Annotated in this window: 17 protein-coding genes; 13 read left to right on the top strand and 4 right to left on the bottom strand. The window is 74.5% G+C overall.

The features are described from left to right. The first annotated feature begins 29 nt into the window (after positions 1-29). On the top strand, positions 30-1016 hold the full coding sequence (locus ACZ7LB_RS19545; protein ID WP_471469806.1) for an NAD(P)H-dependent glycerol-3-phosphate dehydrogenase: 987 nt from the start codon (positions 30-32) through the stop codon (positions 1014-1016). Between the two features lie 103 nt (positions 1017-1119). Then, positions 1120-2277, top strand: coding sequence for a D-alanine--D-alanine ligase family protein (locus tag ACZ7LB_RS19550; RefSeq protein ID WP_471469702.1), 1158 nt, complete (start codon positions 1120-1122; stop codon positions 2275-2277). Positions 2278-2295: 18 nt separating this feature from the next. Here the strand turns inward: ACZ7LB_RS19550 and ACZ7LB_RS19555 are convergent, their stop codons facing one another. Together ACZ7LB_RS19555 and ACZ7LB_RS19560 are read right to left on the bottom strand one after the other, a co-directional pair. After that, positions 2296-2778 (bottom strand): DUF3515 domain-containing protein, encoded by a 483-nt coding sequence (locus tag ACZ7LB_RS19555; RefSeq protein WP_471469704.1) that lies wholly within the window; start codon positions 2776-2778, stop codon positions 2296-2298. Between the two features lie 20 nt (positions 2779-2798). Next, positions 2799-3032 (bottom strand): Lrp/AsnC family transcriptional regulator, encoded by a 234-nt coding sequence (locus ACZ7LB_RS19560; protein WP_471469705.1) that lies wholly within the window; start codon positions 3030-3032, stop codon positions 2799-2801. 229 nt (positions 3033-3261) lie between these two features. Between ACZ7LB_RS19560 and ACZ7LB_RS19565 the strand changes: the two genes are divergently transcribed. Continuing rightward, positions 3262-4230, top strand: coding sequence for a thiamine-phosphate kinase (locus tag ACZ7LB_RS19565; RefSeq protein ID WP_471469707.1), 969 nt, complete (start codon positions 3262-3264; stop codon positions 4228-4230). Continuing rightward, positions 4227-5060 (top strand): bifunctional hydroxymethylpyrimidine kinase/phosphomethylpyrimidine kinase, encoded by an 834-nt coding sequence (thiD, locus tag ACZ7LB_RS19570; protein WP_471469709.1) that lies wholly within the window; start codon positions 4227-4229, stop codon positions 5058-5060. Before ACZ7LB_RS19565 ends, thiD begins: the two co-directional genes overlap by 4 nt. Before the next feature lie 544 nt (positions 5061-5604). On the opposite strand, the gene rpmB is transcribed toward thiD, so the two are convergent. After that, positions 5605-5790 (bottom strand): 50S ribosomal protein L28, encoded by a 186-nt coding sequence (rpmB, locus tag ACZ7LB_RS19575; protein WP_003993230.1) that lies wholly within the window; start codon positions 5788-5790, stop codon positions 5605-5607. Positions 5791-6057: 267 nt separating this feature from the next. Between rpmB and ACZ7LB_RS19580 the strand changes: the two genes are divergently transcribed. From ACZ7LB_RS19580 to mutM, 9 genes are all read left to right on the top strand, one after another. Beyond that, positions 6058-7764, top strand: coding sequence for a DAK2 domain-containing protein (locus ACZ7LB_RS19580; RefSeq protein ID WP_471469711.1), 1707 nt, complete (start codon positions 6058-6060; stop codon positions 7762-7764). A gap of 98 nt (positions 7765-7862) precedes the next feature. Then, on the top strand, positions 7863-10079 hold the full coding sequence (gene recG / locus ACZ7LB_RS19585) for an ATP-dependent DNA helicase RecG (RefSeq protein WP_471469713.1): 2217 nt from the start codon (positions 7863-7865) through the stop codon (positions 10077-10079). A gap of 156 nt (positions 10080-10235) precedes the next feature. Next, positions 10236-10823 carry a 16S rRNA (guanine(966)-N(2))-methyltransferase RsmD gene (rsmD, locus tag ACZ7LB_RS19590; protein ID WP_471469715.1) on the top strand — a complete coding sequence of 196 codons (588 nt, stop codon included), beginning with the start codon at positions 10236-10238 and terminating at the stop codon, positions 10821-10823. Positions 10824-10849: 26 nt separating this feature from the next. Then, positions 10850-11329, top strand: coding sequence for a pantetheine-phosphate adenylyltransferase (gene coaD, locus ACZ7LB_RS19595; RefSeq protein ID WP_471469717.1), 480 nt, complete (start codon positions 10850-10852; stop codon positions 11327-11329). Positions 11330-11448: 119 nt separating this feature from the next. Next, complete coding sequence (locus tag ACZ7LB_RS19600; RefSeq protein ID WP_471469719.1) at positions 11449-12558, top strand: ATP synthase F0 subunit B; 1110 nt, start codon at positions 11449-11451, stop codon at positions 12556-12558. Positions 12559-12726: 168 nt separating this feature from the next. Next, complete coding sequence (locus ACZ7LB_RS19605) at positions 12727-13398, top strand: YceD family protein (RefSeq protein ID WP_265294504.1); 672 nt, start codon at positions 12727-12729, stop codon at positions 13396-13398. Positions 13399-13400: 2 nt separating this feature from the next. Next, complete coding sequence (gene rpmF / locus ACZ7LB_RS19610; RefSeq protein WP_007493396.1) at positions 13401-13574, top strand: 50S ribosomal protein L32; 174 nt, start codon at positions 13401-13403, stop codon at positions 13572-13574. Between the two features lie 7 nt (positions 13575-13581). Next, positions 13582-14451, top strand: a complete 870-nt coding sequence (rnc, locus tag ACZ7LB_RS19615) for a ribonuclease III (RefSeq protein ID WP_471469721.1) — start codon at positions 13582-13584, stop codon at positions 14449-14451. 73 nt (positions 14452-14524) lie between these two features. Beyond that, complete coding sequence (gene mutM / locus ACZ7LB_RS19620; protein WP_471469722.1) at positions 14525-15385, top strand: bifunctional DNA-formamidopyrimidine glycosylase/DNA-(apurinic or apyrimidinic site) lyase; 861 nt, start codon at positions 14525-14527, stop codon at positions 15383-15385. 74 nt (positions 15386-15459) lie between these two features. Here mutM and ACZ7LB_RS19625 read toward each other — a convergent pair whose 3' ends face one another. Beyond that, entirely contained in the window at positions 15460-15855 is a 396-nt protein-coding gene (locus ACZ7LB_RS19625) for a winged helix-turn-helix transcriptional regulator (protein WP_471469723.1), read from the bottom strand. Between the last annotated feature and the right edge of the window lie 64 nt (positions 15856-15919).

The raw sequence follows: 15919 nt of genomic DNA on the forward strand, positions 1-15919 counted from the left end.
CCCCGGCGGCGGCGCCGCTCAGGGCGGCCGTGTTCGGCACCGGGTCCTGGGGCACCGCCTTCGGCATGGTCCTCGCCGACGCCGGGTGCGAGGTGACCCTCTGGGGGCGCCGCGCCGCCCTCGCCGAGGCCGTCAACTCCACCCGGGTCAACCCCGACTACCTGCCCGGCGTCGAGCTGCCCCCGAACCTGCGGGCCACCACCGACGCCGCCGAGGCCGCCCGGGGCGCCGACTTCACCGTCCTCGCCGTGCCCTCCCAGACGCTCCGCGCCAACCTGGCCGAGTGGAAGCCGCTGCTCGCGCCCGGCACCGTCCTGGTCTCCCTGATGAAGGGCGTCGAACTCGGCTCCGCGATGCGGATGAGCGAGGTGATCGAGGACGTCGCCGGGGTCGGCGCCGACCGGGTCGCCGTGGTCACCGGCCCCAACCTGGCCCGTGAGATCGCCGCCCGGATGCCCGCCGCCGCCGTCGTCGCCTGCCCCGACGAGGCCGTCGCCCGGCGGCTCCAGACCGCCTGCCACACGTCCTACTTCCGCCCGTACACCAACACCGACGTGACCGGCTGCGAACTCGGCGGCGCCGTCAAGAACGTCATCGGGCTGGCCGTCGGCATCGCGGACGGCATGGGCCTGGGCGACAACGCCAAGGGCTCCCTCATCACCCGCGGCCTCGCCGAGACCACCCGGCTCGGGGTCGCCCTCGGCGCCGACCCGCTGACCTTCTCCGGGCTGGCCGGGCTCGGCGACCTGGTGGCCACCTGCTCCTCCCCGCTCTCCCGCAACCACACCTTCGGCACCAACCTCGGCAGGGGCATGACCCTGGAGGAGACCATCGCCGTCACCAGGCAGACCGCCGAGGGCGTCAAGTCCTGCCAGTCGGTGCTCGATCTGGCCCGGCGGCACGGCGTCGACATGCCGATCACCGAGACGGTCGTCGCCATCGTGCACCGAGGCAAGTCCCCGGTGGCCGCCGTCAAGGAACTGATGTCGCGCAGCGCGAAGCCCGAACGACGCTGAGCGACGCGGGCCGCGCCGGGGACGCCAACCCGGTGACGGCCCGCGCCGCGCGGCCCGGCCGACGCGTACTCCGGGACCCCGGGGCGGGTACTCTCGACCCGATATGAGCACCGAGAACCTCCCCCAGAGCCCCGAACAGCCGCCCCGCAGGCCGCGGGTGGCCGTCGTGTTCGGCGGGCGCAGCTCCGAGCACGGCATCTCCGTGGTCACCGCCGGCGCCGTCCTCGCGGCCATCGACCGGACGGCCTACGACGTCCTGCCGATCGGCATCACCCAGGACGGCCGCTGGGCGCTCACCGCCGACGAGCCCGAACGCATGGCGATCACCGAGCGCCGCACCCCCAGCGTCGACCAGATCGCGGAGTCCACCGAGGGCACCGTGGTGCTCCCCGTCGACCCCGCCGACCGCGAGGTCGTCTACACCGAACCCGGTGCGGTGCCCAAGGCGCTCGGCGAGGTCGACGTCGTCTTCCCCGTCCTGCACGGCCCCTACGGGGAGGACGGCACCCTCCAGGGACTCCTGGAGCTGTCCGGGGTGCCGTACGTCGGCTCGGGCGTCCTGGCCTCCGCCGTCGGCCAGGACAAGGAGTACATGAAGCGGGTGTTCACCTCCTACGGGCTGAAGGTCGGCCCGTACCTGGTGGTCCGGCCCCGCGAATGGGACCGGGACCGCGACGGCGCCCGCCGCCGCGTCGCGGAGTTCGCCGGCGAGCACGGCTGGCCGCTCTTCGTGAAGCCCGCCCGCGCGGGCTCCTCCATCGGCATCACCAAGGTCGACGGCCCCGAGGGCCTCGACGCGGCCATCGAGGAGGCCCGGCGCCACGACCCGAAGATCCTCGTCGAGGCCGCCCTGCGCGGACGCGAGATCGAGTGCGGGGTGCTGGAGTTCGAGGACGGCCCGCGCGCCTCGGTCCCCGCGGAGATCCCGCCGCCCGCCGCGCACGCCTACTACGACTTCGAGGCCAAGTACATCGACTCCACCCCCGGCGTGGTCCCCGCCCCGCTGACCGGGGAGGAGACCGCCGAGGTGCGGCGGCTCGCCGTGGCGGCCTTCGACGCGGTCTCCTGCGAGGGGCTGGTGCGCGCGGACTTCTTCCTCACCGAGGACGGGGAGTTCGTGATCAACGAGATCAACACCATGCCCGGCTTCACGCCGATCTCCATGTACCCGCAGATGTGGCGGGCGACCGGGGTGTCCTACCCGGAGCTGGTGGACCGGCTCATCCAGGCGGCGCTGCGGCGCTCCACCGGCCTGCGCTGACCGGGCGGACCCGGCGGCTCAGGAGGCGATCCCCTCGGGGATCGCCTTCTTCACGGCCGGGGCCAGGTCGACCAGCGGCGCCATCCCGTCCGGGACCCGCTCCTCGGGCACCGACACCTCGACGTACGCCTCGCGCAGGGTCGTGGTGAACCGGAAGCCCCCGTCGTCCCGCTCGCTCAGCATCCAGCCCACCCCGTCGACCTCCACGCCGTCGGCCTTCGGATCGTCCATCTCGGGCGGCCGGGGCACCCCGCAGCGCAGTATGATCAGCGGGTTTCCCCAGCCCGCCGTCAACGCGGAGGCGGGAGTGGGATCCTTCCGTTCCAGGCCGTCCACCGTTGACGGCAGCGCCTCGTCCAGGTTCTGGCACATCCCGGCGACCGACGCGTCCGGGCTCGGAACCGCCACCGCCGCGCTGCCGTCCCCGGAGGAGCAGCCCGCGGCGACGATCAGCAGGGCGGACGCGGACAGGCCGAGGAGCCGGTGACGAGAGGAGTTCACCGGCACAGCGTAGTCGGGGGCTAGAGATGGACGACGGGGCAGGTCAGGGTCCGGGTGATGCCTTCCACCTGCTGGACCCGGGCGACCACCATGCGGCCCAGTTCGTCCACGGAGTCGGCCCGGGCACGGACGATGACGTCATAGGGACCCGTCACGTCCTCGGCCTGGACGACCCCGGGCAGCCCCCGGATCGTCCCGGCGACGGCCGACGCCTTGCCGACCTCCGTCTGGATCAGGATGTACGCCTGTACCACGGAACCTCCAGAGCGGCCACGAGGATCATGTGGGGGAAAAGGAACGCCACGGTATCGCGTCGCCGCCGTCCGCGGGGAGACCTGCGGGCGGTGACACCGCGCGCCGGGGTGAGAACACGACACCACGTTGACGACAACGCCGGCCGCACCGGCGGTCCGTGCGACCGCAGCCAGCACCGGGACGCCGCGCGACCGGGCGCGGACAGGGACAGAAGGGGAGCCAAGGCACATGAAGGGCACTGTTGGTGAGCTCGGGGAGTTCGGGCTCATCAGGGAGCTCACCTCCCGTCTCACCACCACGCCGGCGGTCCGGGTCGGCCCCGGGGACGACGCGGCCGTGGTCGCCGCGCCCGACCGCCGGGTGGTGGCCAGCACCGACATCCTCGTCGAGGGGCGCCACTTCCGCCGTGACTGGTCCACCGCCTACGACGTCGGCCGCAAGGCCGCGGCGCAGAACCTCGCGGACATCGCCGCCATGGGCGCCGTGCCCACCGCGCTCCTGCTCGGCCTGGTCGTCCCCGCCGAGCTGCCCGTGACCTGGCCGACCGAGCTGATGGACGGGCTGCGCGACGAGTGCCAGGTCGCCGGGGCCGCCGTGGTCGGCGGCGACGTGGTGCGCGGCGACACCATCACCGTCTCCATCACCGCCCTCGGCGACCTGCGCAACCAGGAGCCGGTCACCCGGGGCGGCGCCCGGCCCGGCGACCTCGTGGCGGTGACCGGCTGGCTCGGCTGGTCCGCGGCCGGCTTCGCGGTGCTGTCCCGGGGGTTCCGCTCCCCGCGCGCCTTCGTCGAGGCCCACCGGCGCCCCGAGCCGCCCTACCACGCGGGTCCGGCCGCCGCCGGGCTCGGCGCCACCGCCATGTGCGACGTGAGCGACGGCCTGATCGCCGACCTCGGCCACATCGCGGAGGCCAGCAAGGTGCGCATCGACATCGCCTCCGGGCAGATCGACATCCCGTCCCAGATGAACGACATCGGCCAGGCCGTCGGCGTCGATCCCATGCAGTGGGTGCTGACCGGGGGCGAGGACCACGCGATCGTGGCCACCTTCCCGCCGGACGTGAAGCTGCCCGCCCGCTGGAAGGTCATCGGCGAGGTCCTCAACCCCTCCGCGCTGCCCCAGGTCACCGTGGACGGCGCGCCCTGGACCAGCAAGGGCGGCTGGGACCACTTCGGCGGGGAGGTCGAGGGATGAGGCCGCCCCTGGTGCTCACGGTGGCCGGCTCCGACTCCGGCGGCGGCGCCGGGATCCAGGCCGACCTGAAGACCATGCTCGCCCTGGGCACCCACGGCATGAGCGTCCTCACCGCCGTCACCGCGCAGAACTCGCTCGGCGTGCAGGGCGCCTGGGAACTGCCGGTGGAGGCGGTCCGCGCCCAGTACCGCAGCGTCGTCGACGACATCGGCGTCCAGGCGGTCAAGACCGGCATGCTCTCCTCCGCGGAACTCGTCGCGGCCGTCGCGGAGTTGATCGCGGACACCGACGCGCCCGCCGTCGTCGACCCGGTCGGCGTCTCCAAGCACGGCGACGCGCTGCTGGCCGCCTCCGCCCTGGACGCGGTGCGCACCGCGCTGCTGCCGGCCGCCACCGTCGCCACCCCCAACCTCGACGAGGTCGCCCAGCTCACCGGGGTGCGCGTGGAGTCCCGGGACGATCTGCGCCGGGCCGCGGACGCGCTGCTGGGGTTCGGGCCGCGCTGGGCGCTGATCAAGGGCGGCCACCTCTCCGGCGACGCCGTCGACCTGCTCACCGACGGCTCCGAGGAGCACTGGCTGAGCGCGCCGCGCCTGGACAACCGGCACACCCACGGCACCGGCTGCACCCTCGCCTCGGCCATCGCCTGCGGGCTGGCCAAGGGGCGGTCCGTGCCGCGCGCCGTCCATGAGGCCAAGGAGTACGTCACGGGGGCCATCGCCGCCGGTTTCGCCCTCGGCGAGGGCATCGGCCCGGTCGACCACGGGTGGGCGCTCGGACGGGACCCGGCCGGCCGGGAGACCGCCGGAGGGGACACCGCCGGGCGGTGACGGGCCTCCGCCGCGGGGCGGTGACGGGCTCCGCCGTCGGGCGGTGGGGCCCGGGCTCCGGGCGGTGACGCCCTCCGCCGCGGGGTGGCGAGGGGCTCGGCCGCCGGTCCGTCTGCGCCCGTCGGTCCGTCCGGCACCCGGGAAACCGGCGCCGGGGCGGCCGGGGGAGGGGCTGTGCGGGACGGGAGGACGGTGACTGCGGTCCGGAATCGGGTGGTCCGTATCAGGCGCCGGAGTCGGACGTCACGGGTCGGACGGTCCGGAACCGGGAGGACCCGGGCCGCCGGATGGGACCGGGCGGCGGGCGGTCCGGAGCCGGGCGGCCACCTGGCGGGGAGCGCCCGGTGCCCGTCAGGGCAGGGCGGGGGCGCGGGAGTCAGCCGGGCCCCGGCGGGCCGCCCCGGCCCCGGCCGGTCACGGCAGGCCGCGGGTCACGGCACGCGGAGGTCCGGCGGACCCGCGGACAGCAGAAAGCCGGCCCACCTGACGGTGGACCGGCTCCGTGCGGCGAGCAAGGCAGTGGCCGCGCGCTCAAGCTGACGCGTCAGCGCGAGACCTTGCCGGCCTTGATGCACGAGGTGCAGGCGTTAACGCGCTTCGGCGTCCCGCCGACCACGGTACGCACACGCTGGATGTTCGGGTTCCAGCGACGGGACGTACGGCGGTGCGAGTGCGAGATGTTGTTGCCGAAGCCCGGCCCCTTGCCGCAGACGTCGCAGTTGGCAGCCACGGGTCACTCCAAAGACTTCAGATGCACTTACGGTTGATCCCGGCATGCCGGGATCGGGAACTCGGGCCGCGTGAGCGGACGGGAACCAGAGTGGCGGTGCCAGGGGGAGAGCCCGATCGGATCGGGCAACCGGAGCAGCATACAACGACTGCTCCCGTACAACGAAACTACCACGGAGGTCCGGACCACCGTCCCCGGCCCGCTTTCCGGTGGGCGCCCTCCCACGGTCTACGCTGCCAGCCAGTCCGGCAGCCCAGGGAGGCACAGGTGGCGCAGGTGCCGCAGAGGTTCTTCGACGCTCTGGCGGTGCGCACCTGGTGCGGGCTGGCGCTGCGGGCGCTGGGCGGGGCGCGCGAGGAGATCGACGCGATCAACGTCTACCCGGTCGCGGACGGGGACACCGGCACCAACATGTACCTGACCGTGGAGTCCGCCGCCGCCGCCGTGGAGGCGGTGTTCGCCGCCCACGCGATGGGCGCGGGCGCGGACACCGGGGACGGCGCCGGGGGCCCGACGACGGCCGAGGCCGCGGAGGCCATGGCGCACGGCGCGCTGATCGGCGCGCGCGGCAACTCCGGCACGATCCTGGCCCAGTTGCTGCGCGGCATGGCCCAGGTGCTGACCGCCGGGCCGGAGTCCTCCCCCGCCGGCGGCCCGGAGCTGCGGCGGGCCCTGCGCCGCGCCGCCGACTCCGCCCGGCAGGCCGTGGCCCACCCGGTCGAGGGCACCGTCCTGACCGTCGCCTCGGCCGCCGCCGACGCCGCCGACGCGGCGGGCGACGGCTGCGGGGAGGTGGCCCGCGCCGCGTACGCCGGAGCCCGCGAGGCGCTCGCCGGGACACCGGAGCGGCTGCCCGTACTGGCCCGCGCCGGGGTCGTCGACGCCGGGGGACGCGGACTGGTGGCGGTGCTCGGGGCGCTGGTCCAGACGCTGACGGGGGAGCCGCCCGATCCGGGCCGGGGGCCGGTCCCCGCGTTCGTGGCGCCCGCGCGGGCGGCGGACACCCCGCCCGGCGCCGGGGGGTGCGCCTGCGACGACGGCGCCGGGGCCGGACCGGCCTTCGAGGTGACGTATCTGCTGGAGGCGGGCGACGAGGCCGTCGCCCGGCTGCGGGGGCGGCTCGACTCCCTCGGGGACTCCCTCGTGGTGGTCGGCGGCGACGGGCTGTGGAACGTGCACGTCCACGTCGACGACGCGGGCGCCGCCGTGGAGGCGGGCGTCGAGGCCGGGCGGCCCCACCGCATCCGGATCACCCACTTCGGCGCCGGTCAGGGCCACGCGGCCGGCGCCGAGCGCCCGGCCCGCGAGCGGGCGCAGCGGGCCGTGGTCGCCGTCGTGCCGGGCGAGGGACTGGCCGGGCTGTACACCGGGGCGGGCGCCACCGCGGTGCTCGCCCGGCCGGGGGAGCCGCCCGCCAGCGGGGAGCTGGTGCAGGCCGTGCGGCTGGCGCACGCCCGGGAGGTCGTGCTGCTGCCCAACGACGACGAGCTGCGCCACACCGCCGCCGCGGCGGCCGAGCAGGCGCGCGCCGAGGGCGTCCGGGTCGCCCTGATCCCGACCCGCTCGGCGGTCCAGGGCATCGCCGCGCTCGCGGTGCACGAGCCGGAGCGGCGCTTCGACGAGGACGTGGTGGCGATGACCTCGGCGGCCGGGGCGACCCGGCACGCGGAGGTCACCGTGGCCGAGCACCGGTCCTGGACCTCGGCGGGCATCTGCCAGGCCGGTGACGTGCTCGGCCTCGTCGACGGGGACGTGGCCGTCATCGGCACGGACGTCGCCCAGGTCGCCGCCACCGTCCTGGACCGGATGCTCGCGGCGGGCGGGGAGCTCGTCACCCTCGTCCTGGGCACCGGGGCGCCGGCCGCCGTCGCCCCGTACCTGGAGGCCCGGGTGCGGGACTCCTACCTGGCCGTCGACACCGTCACCTACCGGGGCGGCCACCAGGGGTCCCTGCTCCTCATCGGCGTGGAGTGACCGGACCCCCGGTCCCTGGCCCCCGGGCGAGGTGACAGGGGCGGCCGTGGAGGTTCCGGGCGGGTGGCGGGCCGTGGTTGTCGGTGGCGTGGTGTGCAATGGGGGGCGTGTCCGAACCGCGCGATTCCCTGCGACAGCCGCTGACGTCGGTGCTCGGCCCCGCCACCGCGAAGGTGATGGCCGAGTACCTCGGCCTGCACACCGTCGGCGACCTCCTGCACCACTACCCCCGCAGATACGAGGAGCGCGGCCAGCTCACGCACCTCGCCGACCTCCCCATGGACGAGCACGTCACCGTGGTCGCCCAGGTAGCGGACGCCCGGCTGCACACCTTCGCCTCCTCCAGGGCGCCGCGCGGCAAGGGCCAGCGCCTCGAAGTCACGATCACGGACGGCAGCGGCCGGGTCCAGCTCGTCTTCTTCGGCAACGGCGTCCACAAGCCCCACAAGGACCTGCTGCCGGGCACCCGCGCGATGTTCGCGGGCAAGGTCTCCGTCTTCAACCGCCGTCTCCAGCTCGCCCACCCCGCCTACGAACCGCTGAGCGGCGAGAGCGACGGGGAGGCCGCCGAGTCCTGGGCGGGCACTCTGATCCCGCTGTACCCGGCCACCGCCAAGCTGGAGTCCTGGAAGCTCGCCAAGGCCGTCCAGACGGTGCTGCCCAGCGCCGAGGAGGCCGTCGACCCGCTCCCCGGGTCCCTGCGCGAGGGCCGGGGCCTGCTCCCGCTGCCCGAGGCCCTGCGGAGGATCCACCGCCCGAGGACCCGGGCGGACGTCGAGGACGCCCGCGCCCGCCTCAAGTGGGACGAGGCGTTCGTCCTCCAGGTCGCCCTGGCCCGCCGCCGGCACGCCGAGACCCAGCTCCCCGCCGTCCCCCGGAGACCCGGGCCGGACGGGCTGCTCGCCGCCTTCGACGAGCGGCTCCCCTTCACCCTCACCGACGGCCAGACGCGGGTCTCCCGGGAGATCTTCGACGACCTCGCCACCGACCACCCCATGCACCGCCTCCTCCAGGGCGAGGTCGGCAGCGGCAAGACCATGGTCGCCCTGCGCGCCATGCTCGCCGTCGTCGACGCGGGCGGGCAGGCCGCGATGCTCGCGCCCACCGAGGTGCTCGCCCAGCAGCACCACCGGTCGGTCGTCGAGATGATGGGCGCGCTGGCCGAGGGCGGCACCCTCGGCGCCGCCGAGCACGCCACCGGGGTGACCCTGCTCACCGGCTCCATGGGCGCCGCCGCCCGGCGCGCCGCCCTGCTGGACCTGGTCACCGGCGAGGCCGGCATCGTCATCGGCACCCACGCCCTGATCGAGGACAAGGTGCGCTTCCACGACCTCGGCCTGGTCGTCGTCGACGAACAGCACCGCTTCGGCGTGGAGCAGCGCGACGCCCTGCGCGGCAAGGGCGCGCAGCCCCCGCACCTGCTCGTGATGACCGCCACGCCCATCCCGCGCACCGTCGCCATGACCGTCTTCGGCGACCTGGAGACCTCCGTCCTCGACCAGCTCCCCGCCGGGCGCTCCCCGATCGCCAGCCATGTCGTCCCGGCCGCCGACAAGCCCCACTTCCTCACCCGCGCCTGGGAGCGGGTGCGCGAGGAGGTCTCCGGCGGCCACCAGGCGTACGTCGTCTGCCCGCGCATCGGCGACGAGGAGGACGCCCCCGGCGGCAAGGCGCCGGCCGGTGACGCCGAGGCCGACCGGCGCCCCCCGCTCGCCGTCCTCGACGTCGCCGAGCAGCTCGCCGACGGGCCCCTGCGGGGGCTGCGGGTCGAGGTGCTGCACGGCAGGATGCCGCCCGACGACAAGGACGCCGTCATGCGCCGCTTCACGGCCGGCGAGACCGACGTCCTGGTCGCCACCACCGTCATCGAGGTCGGCGTCAACGTGCCCAACGCCACCGCCATGGTGATCCTGGACGCGGACCGCTTCGGCGTCTCCCAGCTCCACCAGTTGCGCGGCCGGGTCGGCCGCGGCTCCGCCCCCGGGCTGTGCCTGCTGGTCACCGAGATGCCCGCGGCGAGCGCCGCCCGGACCCGGCTGGACGCCGTCGCCGGGACCCTGGACGGCTTCGAGCTGTCCCGGCTCGACCTCGAACAGCGCCGCGAGGGCGACGTCCTCGGCCAGGCCCAGTCCGGCGTCCGGACCTCGCTGCGGGTGCTCACCGTCATCGAGGACGAGGAGATCATCGCCCAGGCCCGGGAGGAGGCCGCCGCCACCGTGGCCGCCGACCCGGAGCTGGCCGGGCTGCCCGCGCTGCGCACCGCCCTGGACGCGCTCCTGGACGAGGAGCGGGAGCGGTACCTGGAGAAGGGCTGAGCCCGGCCCGGCGGGAGCGCACCGGTGCCCGGCGCCTGCCAGACTGGACCCGCACCGTCGCGATCCCCGGCCGCCCCGGGCCCGTACCGCCCCGGCCGGGCCCCGCCCTTCCGCCCCCCGTGCCCCCCCGCCGCCCTCTCGACCAAGGACCCCCAGATGACCCGCGTGATCGCCGGCAAGGCCGGCGGACGCCGCCTCGCCGTCCCGCCCGGGACCGGCACCCGGCCCACCTCCGACCGCGCGCGCGAGGGACTCTTCTCCACCTGGCAGTCCCTGCTCGGCGGCCCGCTCGACGGCGACCGCGTCCTCGACCTGTACGCCGGCTCCGGCGCCGTCGGCCTGGAGGCGCTCTCCCGGGGCGCCGGCCACGTCCTGCTCGTCGAGGCGGACGCCCGCGCCGCCCGCACCGTCCGCGACAACGCCCGTGCCCTCGGGCTCCCCGGCGCCGAGGTCCGGCCGGGCCGGGCGGAGCAGATCGTCCACGCCGCGCCCCCGGCCGAGCCGTACGGCGTCGTCTTCCTGGACCCGCCCTACGCCGTCTCCGACGACGATCTCCGCGAGATCCTCCTCACACTCCGCACCCGGGGGTGGCTCACCGCCGACGCGCTCGTCACCGTGGAGCGCAGCACCAGAGGCGGTGAATTCCGCTGGCCGCACGGCTTCGACGCGCTCCGCTCCCGTCGCTACGGAGAGGGAACGTTTTGGTACGGTCGCGCCGCCCCCGCGTGCGAAGCCGCACGATGACCGGACCGGAGAGCGAGGAAACCCAAGTGCGCCGCGCCGTCTGTCCCGGGTCGTTCGACCCCATCACCAACGGACACCTCGACATCATCGCCCGTGCCTCCAGCCTCTACGACGAGGTCTATGTGGCGGTGATGATCAACCAGTCGAAGAAGGGCCTCTTCACGATCGAGGAGCGCATCGACTTCATCCGCCAGGTCACCGCCGAGTACGGGAACGTCCGCGTGGAGTCCTTCCACGGGCTCCTCGTCGACTTCTGCAAGCAGCGCGAGATCCCCGCCATCGTCAAGGGCCTGCGCGCCGTCAGCGACTTCGACTACGAACTCCAGATGGCCCAGATGAACAACGGCCTCTCCGGTGTCGAGACCCTCTTCATCCCCACCAACCCGACCTACAGCTTCCTGTCCTCCTCCCTGGTCAAGGAGGTCGCGACGTGGGGCGGCGACGTCTCCCACCTGGTGCCGCCACTGGTCCTGGGCCCCCTCACCGCACGGCTGCGGGGGGAGTGACCGCGCCGGGCGCCGGGCCGGGAGCCTGACAAACCGTCACCCGGTGTCCCACCGGCACCCCGGGGTCGTACAGTCGTCCCGTCCGTCTCCAACACAGTCGTAGAGAGTGGCGAGCCACGGTGGACGTGCAGAAGAAGCTCGACGAGATCACCGGGTTGGTCTCGGGCGCCCGCGCCATGCCCATGTCCGCCTCGTGCGTGATCAACCGCGCCGAGCTGCTCGCCCTGCTGGAGGAGCTCCGCGCCGACCTGCCCGGCTCCCTCGCCCAGGCCCAGGAGCTGATCGGCGACCGCGAGCAGATGGTCGCCCGGGCCCGCGAGGAGGCCGGGCGGATCATCGAGGGCGCGCACGCCGAGCGCGGCTCCCTGATCTCCGGCACCGAGGTGGCCCGCCGCTCCCAGGCCGAGGCCGACCGCATCCTCACCGACGCCCGCCAGGAGGCCGAGGAGGTCCGCGCCGAGGCCGACGACTACGTCGACTCCAAGCTCGCCAACTTCGAGGTCGTCCTCACCAAGACCCTCGGCTCCGTCGGCCGCGGCCGGGAGAAGCTCCTGGGCACCGGACCCGGCCTGGACGAGAACGGCTACGAGGACGAGGACGCCCCCGAGCGCAGCCACGACCCGGAGATCCTGCGCCGCGACGCCGACGCCTACGTCGACGCCAAGCTCGGGGCCTTCGAGGCGGTGCTCGCCAAGACCCTGGAGGCGGTCGGCCGGGGCCGCCAGAAGCTCCACGGCCGGATCGCCACCGACGACCTCGGCGCCCTCGCCGACGACCCGACCACCTTCCAGCACTCCAGCGACGCCGACTACCTCGCGGACCTCGCCGGCCTCGCCGAGACCCCGGCCGGGCCGCCCCGGCAGCGGGAGTACGCCGTCCCGGAGCCCGCGGTGGCCCACGCCGCCCCGGAGCCGCCCCAGCCGGCGTACGGCTACCCGCAGCAGGACGCCGACCCGTACGGCGGCGGCTACCAGCAGGGATACGACGGCGGCCGGGACGCCTACGGCTACCCGGACCGGCAGCCCGACCCCTACGCCTACCAGGGCTACGACGGCGGGCAGCAGGCCGCCTACGACGCCACCCCGTCCTACGCCCAGCCGCAGCAGCTCCCGCCGCCCCCGGGGACCGCGCCGCAGCAGCCGCAGGCCCTCGACGAGACCAGTCTCTTCGACACCAGCATGATCAGCGCCGAGCAGCTCAGGGCCTACGAGCAGGGGCGCGGTCTCTGAGCCGGGCCGCCCCCGGCGGAGCCCGGCCGCAGGGGCCGCCGGGAACCGGATTGGGACGAGAGCCGATGGTCAAGTATCCTGGCTCCTCGGTCGCGCCTATGTCCGCGATCAGCGCTGCCCGGGGACACCGCAGGGCGGCGTTCCTCCCCCCGTCGTGAAGATCCAGCCATGAAGACCGAAAGCAGGACGGCCCTGAACACGCGCCTCGACCACCGCGATCCCCTCGTGTTCGACACACACGAGCTGGGACGGCGGCCCGGTGCGCTCCAGCGCCTCACCCGCACGGTCGACGCTCCCCGGGACCTCGGTGTCCCGGGAGTCATCGGAGTGCCGGAAGGCGCCCCGCTGGAGCTGGAGCTGCGGCTGGAGTCGGTCATGGAAGGGGTGCTCGTCACGGGCACCGCCCGTGCCCGGGCCGAGGGGGAGTGCGTAAGGTGTCTGGAGCCGGTCGGGCAGCAGCTCGAAGCGGAGTTCCAGGAGATGTTCTCGTACCCTGACGCCGACGACCGGGGCCGCGTGACCGCGGAACCGGGCGACGACGCCGAGGACGACGAGGACAGGCTCTTCGTCGAGGACGGTCTGATCGGCCTCGAGACCGTGCTGCGTGATGCGGTGGTGCTCGCACTGCCGATGCAGCCGGTGTGCCGGGAGGACTGCCCGGGTCTGTGCTCCGAGTGCGGAGCGCGCCTGGCGGACGATCCGGACCACCACCACGACGCCGTCGACATCCGTTGGGCGGCATTGCAGGGACTCGCCGGATCACTCGGAGACGGCGAGAAGGACGATATGAGCGGCGACGCGCCTCGTTCAGCAGACGCCGCCGAGAAGCAGGAGAAGTAGCCGTGGCTGTTCCGAAGCGGAAGATGTCGCGCAGCAACACGCGCCACCGCCGGTCGCAGTGGAAGGCTGCGGTCCCCACCCTGGTTGCGTGCGAGCGCTGCCACGAGCCCAAGCTGCAGCACATCGCGTGCCCGTCGTGCGGCACCTACAACAAGCGCCAGGTCCTCGAGGTCTGAGCGGCTGGTGAGAGGCACTGTGTCCACTGCCAAGAAGGCGGAAGACGCCGAAGCCAGCGGTCCCCGTCGACGCGGGGGCGCCGCGGGCGACAAGCAGGCCTCGTCCCACACGCTTCTGGAAGGGCGGCTCGGCTATGAGATCGAGTCCGCCCTTCTGGTGCGTGCGCTGACCCACCGTTCCTACGCGTACGAGAACGGCGGTCTGCCGACGAACGAGCGGCTGGAGTTCCTCGGTGACTCCGTCCTCGGCCTCGTCGTCACCGACACGCTGTACCGCACCCACCCCGACCTGCCCGAGGGCCAGCTGGCCAAGCTCCGGGCCGCGGTGGTCAACTCGCGTGCGCTGGCACAGGTGAGCCGAGGGCTCGACCTGGGCTCCTTCATCCGGCTCGGCCGCGGTGAAGAGGGAACGGGCGGCCGGGACAAGGCGTCCATCCTCGCCGACACCCTCGAAGCGGTGATCGGCGCCGTCTACCTCGACCGGGGTCTGGACGCGGCGTCGGAGCTGGTGCACCGGCTGTTCGACCCGTTGATCGAGAAGTCCTCCAACCTCGGTGCCGGACTGGACTGGAAGACCAGTCTCCAGGAGCTCACCGCGACCGAGGGGCTCGGTGTCCCCGAGTACCTGGTCACGGAGACCGGCCCGGACCACGAGAAGACCTTCACTGCTGCCGCCCGCGTCGGAGGCGTCTCGTACGGCACCGGCACCGGCCGCAGCAAGAAGGAGGCCGAACAGCAGGCCGCGGAATCCGCCTGGCGGTCCATCCGCGCCGCCGCCGACGAACGCGCCCGCGCGGAAGCGGACGCCGTCGACGCCACCGCTGTCGACGCCACCGCCGGCGGGACGTCCGCCGACGGGACGTCCGCACCGGCCTGACCGACACCGCACGGCCCGAGCGCCCGTCCCCGTCCGGGGCGGGCGCTCGGCGTGCCCGCCGTGGGAGACGCACATGCCCGAACTGCCCGAGGTCGAGGTCGTCCGGCGCGGACTGGAACGGTGGGTCGCCCACCGCACCGTCGCCGACGCCGAGGTGCTGCACCCGCGCGCCGTGCGCCGCCATCCGGCCGGAGCCCTGGACTTCACCGACCGGCTGCGCGGCCACCGCGTCGGCGTCCCCCGCCGCCGCGGCAAGTACCTCTGGCTGCCGCTGGAGGAGAGCGGTCAGGCCGTCCTGGCCCACCTGGGCATGAGCGGCCAGCTCCTGGTCCAGCCGCACGAGGCACCCGCCGAGACCCATCTGCGGGTCCGCGTCGGCTTCGACGACGACCTCGGCACCGAACTCCGCTTCGTCGACCAGCGCACCTTCGGGGGCCTCTCGCTCCACGACACCGGGGCCGACGGGCTGCCCGAGGTGATCGCGCACATCGCCCGCGACCCCCTCGACCCGCTCTTCGACGACGAGGCCTTCCACCGGGCGCTCCGCCGCAAGCGCACCACCGTCAAGCGGGCCCTGCTCGACCAGTCCCTGATCAGCGGCGTCGGCAACATCTACGCCGACGAGGCGCTCTGGCGCTCCCGCCTGCACTACGACCGCCCCACCGCCTCCCTCACCCGCCCCCGCGCCCTGGAACTCCTCGGCCACGTCCGGGACGTGATGAACGCCGCCCTCGACGTCGGCGGCACCAGCTTCGACAGCCTCTACGTCAACGTCAACGGCGAGTCCGGCTACTTCGACCGCTCCCTGGACGCCTACGGCCGCGAGGGCCTGCCCTGCCGCCGCTGTGGGACACCGATGCGCCGCCGCCCGTGGATGAACCGCTCCAGCCACTACTGCCCCCGCTGCCAGCGCCCGCCGCGGACGGACGCCTAGGGACGGCGCCCTCTCGCGCCCGCCGCGGACGGCTTCTCGGGGACGGCCCCCCGAAGGCCCGTCCGGGGCATCCCCTAGGGACGCGGCTCCGGGGCCGGGCGGGCGTCGTAGCGCTCGCGGGAGGCGAGCACCCCGTCCATCCGCTCCTCCAGGCACGCGAAGAGCGCCGTCAGCCGGGTGGCGACCTCGCGGCCCGGCGGTGTCAGCTCGTAGTCGACCCGGGGCGGATTGGTGAGCCGGGCCTCGCGGTGCACCAGGCCGTCGCGCTCCAGGGCGTGCAGCGTCTGCGACAGCATCTTCTCGCTGACCCCGCCGATCCGGCGGCGCAGCTCGTTGAAGCGCAGCGACCCCCCGGCCAGCGCGCCGAGCGTCAGCGCGCCCCAGCGTCCGGTCACGTGCTCCAGGGCGGCGCGCGAGGGGCACTCCCGGGAGAACACGTCGTACGGGGACTCCGGCCGCGAGGTCGACATGTCCCCAGCGTAGGGACCCGGGGGCGTCCGCGCAGGACACCCTTTCCGGCCGCCGGCGCGGCGG

Source organism: Streptomyces sp. NPDC107521 (assembly GCF_055598485.1).